The organism is Pseudomonas sp. GW821-FHT04D07, from assembly GCF_059420225.1.
The window spans coordinates 1-9146 of sequence record NZ_JBWKTH010000018.1 but is presented as its reverse complement, the minus strand read 5'-3'; the positions used below and the strand labels follow the sequence as shown (position 1 = coordinate 9146).

The 9146-nt window shown below is 60.7% G+C and carries 9 protein-coding genes and 1 pseudogene; 6 read left to right on the top strand and 4 right to left on the bottom strand.

The features are described 5' to 3' along the window. Positions 1–123 precede the first annotated feature (123 nt). Positions 124–837: a phosphonate utilization transcriptional regulator PhnR gene (gene phnR / locus AC07T0_RS20130; RefSeq protein WP_495002874.1), complete on the bottom strand. Its 714-nt coding sequence runs from the start codon at positions 835–837 to the stop codon at positions 124–126. A gap of 384 nt (positions 838–1221) precedes the next feature. On the opposite strand from phnR, the gene AC07T0_RS20125 reads away from it, so the two are divergent. The 6 genes from AC07T0_RS20125 (at position 1222) to AC07T0_RS20100 (ending at position 6612) form a co-directional block, all read left to right on the top strand. After that, entirely contained in the window at positions 1222–2289 is a 1068-nt protein-coding gene (locus tag AC07T0_RS20125; protein ID WP_495002873.1) for an ABC transporter substrate-binding protein, read from the top strand. Positions 2290–2487: 198 nt separating this feature from the next. Next, a complete protein-coding gene (locus AC07T0_RS20120) occupies positions 2488–3294 on the top strand; it encodes an alkaline phosphatase family protein (protein ID WP_495002872.1) in 807 nt (268 codons plus the stop codon). Continuing rightward, a complete protein-coding gene (locus AC07T0_RS20115; protein ID WP_495002871.1) occupies positions 3291–4136 on the top strand; it encodes an ABC transporter permease in 846 nt (281 codons plus the stop codon). The genes AC07T0_RS20120 and AC07T0_RS20115 overlap by 4 nt, the downstream gene beginning before the upstream one ends. Beyond that, positions 4123–4938 carry an ABC transporter permease gene (locus tag AC07T0_RS20110; protein ID WP_495002870.1) on the top strand — a complete coding sequence of 272 codons (816 nt, stop codon included), beginning with the start codon at positions 4123–4125 and terminating at the stop codon, positions 4936–4938. The genes AC07T0_RS20115 and AC07T0_RS20110 overlap by 14 nt, the downstream gene beginning before the upstream one ends. Continuing rightward, the gene (locus AC07T0_RS20105) at positions 4935–5924 is read left to right on the top strand and encodes an ABC transporter ATP-binding protein (RefSeq protein WP_495002869.1); all 990 of its coding nucleotides are present in this window, start codon (positions 4935–4937) and stop codon (positions 5922–5924) included. The genes AC07T0_RS20110 and AC07T0_RS20105 overlap by 4 nt, the downstream gene beginning before the upstream one ends. A gap of 34 nt (positions 5925–5958) precedes the next feature. Beyond that, positions 5959–6612, top strand: a complete 654-nt coding sequence (locus tag AC07T0_RS20100; protein ID WP_495002868.1) for an HAD family hydrolase — start codon at positions 5959–5961, stop codon at positions 6610–6612. 221 nt (positions 6613–6833) lie between these two features. Here AC07T0_RS20100 and hepT read toward each other — a convergent pair whose 3' ends face one another. From hepT to AC07T0_RS20085, 3 genes and pseudogenes are all read right to left on the bottom strand, one after another. Continuing rightward, complete coding sequence (hepT, locus tag AC07T0_RS20095; RefSeq protein ID WP_495002867.1) at positions 6834–7262, bottom strand: type VII toxin-antitoxin system HepT family RNase toxin; 429 nt, start codon at positions 7260–7262, stop codon at positions 6834–6836. After that, positions 7252–7647, bottom strand: coding sequence for a type VII toxin-antitoxin system MntA family adenylyltransferase antitoxin (gene mntA, locus AC07T0_RS20090; protein WP_495002866.1), 396 nt, complete (start codon positions 7645–7647; stop codon positions 7252–7254). Before mntA ends, hepT begins: the two co-directional genes overlap by 11 nt. Positions 7648–8032: 385 nt before the next feature. Further along, positions 8033–9146 (bottom strand): annotated as a pseudogene (locus AC07T0_RS20085) (hypothetical protein); the annotation flags it as partial.

Here is a 9146-nt window from a genome sequence, read left to right as displayed (position 1 = left end):
GAGCTTGCCCGCGAAGCTTTTAGCGATCTTAAGGGCCCCTTCGCGGGCAAGCTCCGCTCCCACATAAGCCCGCTCGCCACAAGACCCTACTCAACTTCAAGCCCCCTCGGATCCAACTGCGGGTTAAACCACATCCACCCCGACATGAATCGCATCATGGCGCCAGAACTCCAGATCGCAGTCGATCAGCCGTCCATGCTGGTCATAGTTGACCCGGGCAATCCGCAACCCCGGGCTGCCCACCGACACCCGCAACGCCGCGGCCGCCTCAACCTGCAATGAAGTCGGCACGATCTCGAACCTCACCCGCCCGTAATGCAGGTCGTAATGCCGGGCATACAGCTCGGTGATCGACTGGTTCAGGTCAAACTCCAGGATCCCCGGGAAATACTGCGGATTCAGGTAATGCTCGACATACAGCACCAGCCGCTCGTCGATCCGCCGCGCCCGGCGAATCTGGATCACGCTGGACAACGCCGGCAACTGCAACCAGTCACACACCGCCGCCGATGCCGGCTGCAGCCGCGCCGAAATCACCTGGGTCGACGGCACCCGCCCCTGGGCACTGACCATCGCGTGAAAGTGGCTACGCTGCATCAGGTTATAAGCCAGGCGCGGCGGCGAAATAAACCAGCCGCGGCGCTCCTCGCGATAGATCAGCCCCTGGGCCTCCAACTGCAACAAGGCCTCGCGCACCGTGATCCGGGTGGTACCGAACAACTCACTGAGTTTGCGCTCGGCGGGCAATTTGCTACCCGGTGGCAGCAGGCCGTGTCCGATCTGCTCATACAGGGCCTGACCGATGGCTGTCACCGCCTTTGGTGCCTCATCACGCATCAACGTTACCTATCTGGACTAGACCAGCACTGTTTCAGGGCAGAAGCGCGGTAGATCACGGCTTCCGTGGGTTGCCTCAAGCCTAGGCAATACAGATGACTGATATGTGACAAAGCGACGAAACGGTGCACATGGACGTTCGTTCCATAAGGATCAATCCTTTTAATATCAGTAAGTTAACTATGGTCTACGCTTAACTCGACAATCCTGAAGACTGCCGCAAAAAAACCTTGCAGGACTGATGCCGACATCAAAGTGTCATCCAGCAAGCTTAAATTGGCTCAGGTATTGCTGACCTAGACCAAACGATCCAAACCACTGCACTACTTTTATAAAAACCGTCGATAAAAATCTCAGCGTTGAAAACGCCCAAAGGAGCTTCGGATGAAACAGCTTTTCCTGGCATCACTGTTAGGCTCGACCATTGCCCTGTCCACTTGCGCCATGGCCGCTGACACCGATTTGAAAGCACTGGAAACCGCCGCCAAGAAAGAAGGCGCCGTGAACAGCGTCGGCATGCCCGATGACTGGGCGAACTGGGCGGGCACCTGGAAAGACCTGAGCGACAAGTACGGCCTCAAGCACATCGACACCGACATGAGCTCGGCCCAGGAAGTGGCCAAGTTCGCGGCCGAGAAAGACAACGCCAGCGCCGACATCGGCGACGTCGGTGCCGCCTTCGGCCCGATCGCGGTCAAGCAGGGCGTGACCCAACCCTACAAGCCAAGCACCTGGGAACAGGTTCCGGCCTGGGCGAAGGACAAGGATGGCAACTGGGCGCTGGCCTACACCGGCACCATCGCGTTCATCGTCAACAAGAAGCTGCTGCACGGTTCCGAAGCGCCGAAAAGCTGGGCTGACCTCAAGACCGGTAAATACAAGGTTTCCATCGGTGACGTGAGCACCGCTGCCCAGGCCGCCAACGGCGTACTGGCCGCGGCCCTGGCCAATGGTGGTAACGAGAAGAACGTCCAGCCGGCGCTGCTGATGTTTGCCGAGATCGCCAAGCAAGGTCGCCTGTCGCTCGCCAACCCGACCATCGCCACCATGGAAAAGGGTGAAGTCGAAGTCGGTGTGGTCTGGGACTTCAACGGTCTGAGCTACAAGGCCAAGATGGCCAACCCGGATGACTACGTGGTGTTGATCCCAGCGGACGGTTCGGTGATTTCCGGCTACACCACCCTCATCAACAAATACGCCAAGCACCCGAATGCGGCCAAGCTGGCGCGTGAGTACATCTTCAGCGACGCCGGCCAGACCAACCTGGCGCGAGGCAATGCACGTCCCATCCGCGCCGAGCACCTGACCCTGCCGGAAGACGTGAAAGCCAAGCTGCTGCCTAACGAGCAGTACAAGAAAGTCACGCCGATCAAAGATGCCGACGCCTGGGAGAAGACGTCCAAGGCGCTGCCGCAGAAGTGGCAGGAAGAAGTCATCATCAACATGCAATAACGCGACAGGCTTGACCCGGTGCGCGTCACTCGGGTCAACACGGTCATTGTTGGAGCCGGCTTGCCGGCGATGAGGACCGGGAGAACGATGCAAGCCTCAAGGGCCTCATCGCCGGCAAGCCGGCTCCCACAGTGACGCGTTACGGGCCGAGAGCGTGTTTACAGATTTTGTTTGTTCCCCAACATGGAGACCCGGCTTATGCAGCACAACGTTATCCTGGTCGTGCTCGATGGCCTGAACTACGAGGTCGCCCGCCATGCCATGGGCCATCTCCAGGCTTACGCTGGCGCAGGACGCGCGGCGCTGTACAAACTGGAATGCGAGTTGCCCTCGCTCTCAAGACCGCTCTACGAATGCATTCTTACCGGTGTGGCTCCGATCCGGAGCGGCATCGTGCACAACCACGTCGCGCGCCTGTCCAACCAGCGCAGCGTGTTCCACTACGCCCGCGACGCCGGCCTGACCACCGCCGCGGCGGCCTATCACTGGGTCAGCGAGCTGTACAACCGCACGCCCTTTGTCGCCGCCCGCGACCGGCATACCCAGGATGAAGCGCTGGCGATCCAGCACGGCCATTTCTACTGGGTCGACCACTACCCCGACTCCCATCTGTTCGCCGATGCCGAAAGCCTGCGCCTGCAACACGCGCCGAACTTCCTGCTGGTGCACCCGATGAACATCGATGACGCCGGCCACAAGCACGGCCTCGACACCGCGCAATACCGCAACAGCGCGCGTTCCGCCGACATCATCCTGGCCGACTACCTGCAAGGCTGGCTCGACGCCGGCTACCAGGTGCTGGTGACCGCCGACCACGGCATGAACAACGACCGCTCGCACAACGGCCTGCTGGCCGAAGAGCGCGAAGTGCCGCTGTTCGTCCTCGGCGATGCCTTCAGTTTCAACCCCGACGCCGCGCCCCGACAAACGCAGCTCTGCGGCACGATCTGCGAACTGCTGGGCGTCCCCCATGACAAACCTGTATGCCGGGAGTTGTTGAAGTGAATTCACTCACCCGTGGCAAATGGCTCGCCGTGCTCTGCCTGGTGCCCTTTGCCCTGTTCTTTATCGTGTTCGAGATCGCGCCGTTGGTGTGGGTGTTGATCAACAGCCTGCAATCGGAAGACGACGGCTGGGGCCTGGCCAACTTCAGCAAGATCTTCAGCTCGAAGTTCTACCTGCAGGCGATCCAGTACAGCCTGGAAATCAGCTTCTGGTCCAGCGTGTTCGGCATGCTCATCGCCGTGCTCGGCGCCTACTCGCTGCGCCGGGTCGACTCGCGCCTGCGGGATTTCGTCAACGCCTTCGCCAACATGACCAGCAACTTCGCCGGCGTGCCGTTGGCCTTCGCTTTCATCATCCTGCTGGGCTTCAACGGCACCATCACCATCATGCTGAAACAGGCCGGGATCATTCAGGACTTCAACCTGTACTCGAAAACCGGCCTGATCATTCTCTACACCTACTTCCAGATTCCCCTCGGTGTGCTGCTGCTCTACCCGGCCTTCGACGCCCTGCGCGAAGACTGGCGCGAGTCCGCCGCGCTGCTCGGTGCCGGCGGCTGGCAGTTCTGGCGGCATATCGGCCTGCCGGTGCTGACCCCGGCGCTGCTGGGGACTTTCGTGATCCTCCTGGCCAACGCCCTCGGCGCCTACGCCACGGTGTATGCCCTGACCACCGGTAACTTCAACGTGTTGCCGATCCGTATCGCCGCGATGGTTTCCGGCGACATCAGCCTCGACCCGAACATGGCCAGCGCGCTGGCGGTGATCCTGGTGGGACTGATGACCTTCGTAACCTTGATCCACCAGTGGCTGTTGAAGAGGAGCTACCATGTCGCGCGCTGAACCCGGCTCCGCCGCCCTGTACCACCGCCTGGTGGTCTACCTGCTGTTCCTGATCCTGCTGCTGCCGCTGGCCGGCACCCTGGTCTACTCCCTGGCCAGCAGTTGGTCGGCGACCATCCTGCCCGCCGGCTTCACCTTCAAGTGGTACCTGCAGCTGTGGAGCGACCCGCGCTTCCTCAATGCCTTTGGCCAGTCGCTGATCGTCTGCGTCGGCTCGCTGGTGCTGTCGGTGGTGCTGATCCTGCCGCTGCTGTTCGTGGTCCACTACCACTTCCCCAGGCTTGACGCGCTGATGAACATCCTGATCCTGCTGCCCTTCGCGGTGCCGCCGGTGGTGTCCTCGGTGGGCCTGTTGCAGCTGTACGGTTCCGGACCGTTCGCCATGGTCGGCACGCCGTGGATCCTGATCGGCTGCTACTTCACCGTGGCCTTGCCGTTCATGTACCGGGCGATCACCAACAACCTGCAGGCGATCAACCTGCGCGACCTGATGGACGCCGCCCACCTGCTCGGCGCCAGCACCTGGCAGGCGGCGTTCCTGGTGGTGTTGCCGAACCTGCGCAAGGGCCTGATGGTCGCATTGCTGCTGTCGTTCTCCTTCCTGTTCGGCGAGTTCGTGTTCGCCAACATCCTGGTCGGTACCCGCTATGAAACCCTGCAGGTGTACCTGAACAACATGCGCAACAGCAGCGGCCACTTCACCAGTGCCCTGGTCATCTCCTATTTCCTCTTCGTTTTGGTACTCACCTGGGTCGCCAATCGCCTGAGCTCTTCACCAAAAGAGAAGGACAAAAGCCAATGAGCTTCATCAGTGTCCAGAACCTGAAAAAAACCTACGCCGGCACCACGGTGTTCAGCGATATCAACTGCGAAGTCGCCAAGGGTGAATTCGTCACCCTGCTCGGCCCGTCCGGTTGCGGCAAGTCCACCCTGCTGCGCTGCATCGCCGGCCTGACCGCGGTGGACAGCGGCAAAATCCTCCTCGACGGCCAGGACATCGTGCCGCTGAGCCCGCAGAAACGCGCGATCGGCATGGTGTTCCAGAGCTACGCGCTGTTTCCCAACATGACCGTGGAACAGAACGTCGCCTTCGGCCTGAAGATGCAGAAGGTCAATGCCGACGACAGCCATAAGCGCGTTATCGAAGCCCTCAAGCTGGTGGAGCTGCACGACTTCGCCGCGCGCTACCCGCACCAGCTGTCCGGCGGCCAATGCCAGCGCGTGGCCCTGGCCCGCTCGCTGGTGACCCGCCCGCGCCTGCTGCTGCTCGATGAGCCGCTGTCGGCCCTGGATGCGCGGATTCGCAAGCACCTGCGCGAGCAGATCCGGGCGATCCAGCGCGAACTGGGGCTGACCACGATTTTCGTCACCCACGACCAGGAAGAAGCCCTGACCATGAGTGACCGGATCTTCCTGATGAACCAGGGCAAGATCGTCCAGAGCGGTGACGCCGAATCGCTCTACACCGCGCCGGTGGATGTGTTTGCCGCCGGGTTTATCGGCAACTACAACCTGCTCGACGCCGACGCGGCCAGCCGTCTGTTGCAGCGGCCGATCAGCGGGCGTATCGCCATTCGCCCGGAAGCCATCGAACTGCGTGCCGAGGGTGAACTGGACGCGCTGATCCGCGGTCACAGCTTGCTGGGCAACGTGATTCGTTATCGGGTCGAGGCCCGCGGCGTGGAATTGGTGGTGGACGTGCTCAACCGCTCGGCCGCCGACCTGCACCCCGAAGGCCGGCGTTTGTCGCTGTCTATCGATCCCAGTGCGCTATGTGAGGTAGCCTGATGTCCTTGGAGCGTTTGAAGAGAGAGCGGTACTGATGGCCCTGGCAATTTTTGATCTGGACGACACCCTGATCCACGGCGACTGCGCCACCCTCTGGAGCGAGCAGATGGTTCGCCTGGGTTGGGTCGACCCGGAGACGTTCATGCAGCGCAACAACGAGCTGATGGACGCCTACGGCCGTGGCGAACTGGCCATGGAAGACTACATGCTGTTCAGCCTGGAGCCGATAGCCGGGCGCACCCCGGAAGAAATCGCCCACCTGGTGGCGCCCTGGGTCGAGGACGTGATCGAGCCGCTGATCTACAGCGATGCCTGCAAGGCGATTGCCGCCCACCGCGCGGCGGGTGACCGGATCCTGGTGATCTCGGCATCGGGCACTCACCTGGTCAGGGCGATTGCCGAGCGCGTCGGGATCGACGAAGTGCTGGGCATCGACCTTGACGTGCTGCACGGTGTCTACACCGGCCATACCGTCGGCACCCTCACCTACCGCGAAGGCAAGATCGTGCGGTTGCTGGAATGGCTGGATACCGAAGGCGAGAATCTGGAGGGCGCGAGCTTCTACTCGGACTCACGCAACGATTTACCGTTGCTGCTCAAGGTTGATTACCCGCATGTGGTCAACCCGGATCCGGTGCTGCGGGCGCAGGCGGAAAAGGCGGGTTGGCCGGTTCATAGCTGGCGCTGAGGCCGGACACGGTCCATGTAGGAGCCGAGCTTGCTCGCGAAGCGGCCCTTGAGGCCGCTAAAAGCTTCGCGGGCAAGCACCGCTCCCACAAGTTTTGAGCCAGACGCAATGGTTGCGTACGACGAAAAAACTGTGGGAACGGTGCTTGTCGGATCGCCGCACCGCCGCGAAGAGGGCCTTGAGAGCTAAATAAATCTAGGCTTCGTCTCACATACCCAGGGCTATGGCATGGACTCCGTTGCCTCTTTACGCAGGATGAATGTACTGAACGCCAGAAAATCTCCCAGGTGCTGGGTAATGATCGCGACCATGATAGGCAATTGCAGGGCTTGATAGTCATGCACGGCGATATTTCTGAAGCCCACCATGTTTTTTAGATTTTTCACCAGGCCTTCAGCAACCCAGCCCCCTTTAAAAAGCAACTCGAACACATCCCGGGCACTTTGCGGGACACCCAGTCGCTCACGACGAATCAAGTGCTGCCCCATATCCAGCGCGGCTTCACACGCACGCTGGATATTCAGAATGGCTGAGTCCTGGCGAGTGAAATCAGTGCCGAAGGTAGCGGGATCCTTCTCGTATTCCTCCCGTACCCTGGCGACGCAACGTTCAATACTCGCCGCCTTGTTGATCAGTACATCATCGACCATACACGATGCCTTCTTCTTGAATATCCTTGAGCAAGCCTGCTCGGGCGGTGTCCAGGGCGGTTTTTTCGCTGAGAATAAAACTCTCGAACAGCCCCGCCTGTACATCTTTGGCCCACAGTCGCCGCCCCCGGGTCAGGATCTGGTACTGCATCACGGTCGTTGCCGCACGCAAATCCACAAGATCGACCTCTCCCCCCACTATATCCGCCAAGCCCCCCGACAGTTGCCATAACAACACAGGGTCAGCCTGACCGGGCAAGAGCACCGCCAGATCGACATCACTGTCAGGTCCGGCGGTGTTCTGTGCATGGCTGCCGAACAGGTAGACCGCCAGTAAATCAGGCAAATGGTTTTGCAGATGAGTCAACAATGCTTGAATGTTCATGCTGCCTATCCTAGCTGCTCGTCCTGGCAGCGGGTCAATAATTTAGGTGTGCGGTCTCGCGATGATGATGCGCGATGGCGGAGATCTGATGGATGTGTTGGGTTGGCGGCTGCGGGTCTGAGTGCTGAAAAGCTTCGCGGGCAAGCACCGCTCCCACAGGTTTTGAGCCGGACGCAATGGTTGCGCACGACAAAAAAACTGTGGGAGCGGTGCTTGTCGGAGCGCCGCACCGCCGCGAAGAGGGCCTTGAGAGCGCCAGTGTTCCAACTAAATTAAGTCAGTTTTCGCGTCACCTTTTCGTATAGGCTGAAGCAAAACGGCAGGCCTTTGAAATAATTAAAGGGGAGCCAGGCTCCCCAACGTCATTTTCCGCGGGGCAACTCCACTACCGCTTGATGATCGTCCAAGTATTTGAAACGGGTTGGTCTCCATACACACCCCGCAAGTAGAAGTTGTTCACCCCGGGTTGTAACCGGGGGCCGTCCACCCAGGTTCCTTGGCCTGATACTTTCGTCTCGCCGTAGTATATTTCGCCGTTGTAAAACAGGCAGGTGCTATTGGGGACGCCCGTCCCCCACATCTGTACTGCGCTGTCGGTGGTTTCCCCTCCGTTGGGAATGTCGACGTTTGCCGCGGTGGCGGTCCTTGTTATGGCTGGTGCGTTGTTGGCTGCGCGGACCGTATAAGTGCGTAACGGAAAGGTCTGTGCATTGGCCTCGTCGGTGGTCTTGCTGAAGTCGGCCTTGAACTCCATGGTCAGGGTGCTGCCGTCCTTCAGTTCTTTCAGATAACTGTAGGCGACGGGAGTGTCGTAGTAGCCTTGGTCTATCCAGGTCGTGCTGGCGACCGGACCCTGTGGTGGTGGTGTCCAGATATTCAGGTCATAGGGAGTAGTCCCGTCGGCCTTCGTGCCCTTGAGGCGCAGCCACACGTCCTGCCTCGGCGCAATCAGCGGCCAGACACCCGCCCGGCAGGTGGCATTGGCGCTGATGGTGTTCAGGTCCAGCTCGCTGCCTTCACCGCCGTTTTCGGCTTGCAGGATCTTCGGCCTGGCGTCCAGCAGATCACCGGGAGCGAAGGTCTGCACCGCCAGGTTGAGCGCGGCTGAGGGCTCGGAGGCTTCGCCGTTGCGAATCACGCTGTAGGTGACCGTCACCGGCTTGCCCAGGTTGTAGGCGAGCACCCCGACCGGAATAGGGATCTCGCGGCTGGGGGGGAGTGCTTGCGCCGGGGTGGTGTGCGAGCCCTCTCCCGCCGTACCGGTCCAAGTCACGCTGACCTGATCACCGGGTTGGACGCCGTACTCCGGAATCACCACGGTCAGCGCATCCTTGGCCGCCACCGGATTCAGCTGCTGGCTGGGCGCGGTGCCGGTGGCCTGCTTGACCCTGGGGGCGGACAGGTCCATGGCCGCGCGGATGGTATAGGTGCGCAACGGAAAGGTCTGCGCATTGGCTTCATTGGTGGTCTGGCTGAAGTCGGCCTTGAACTCCATGGTC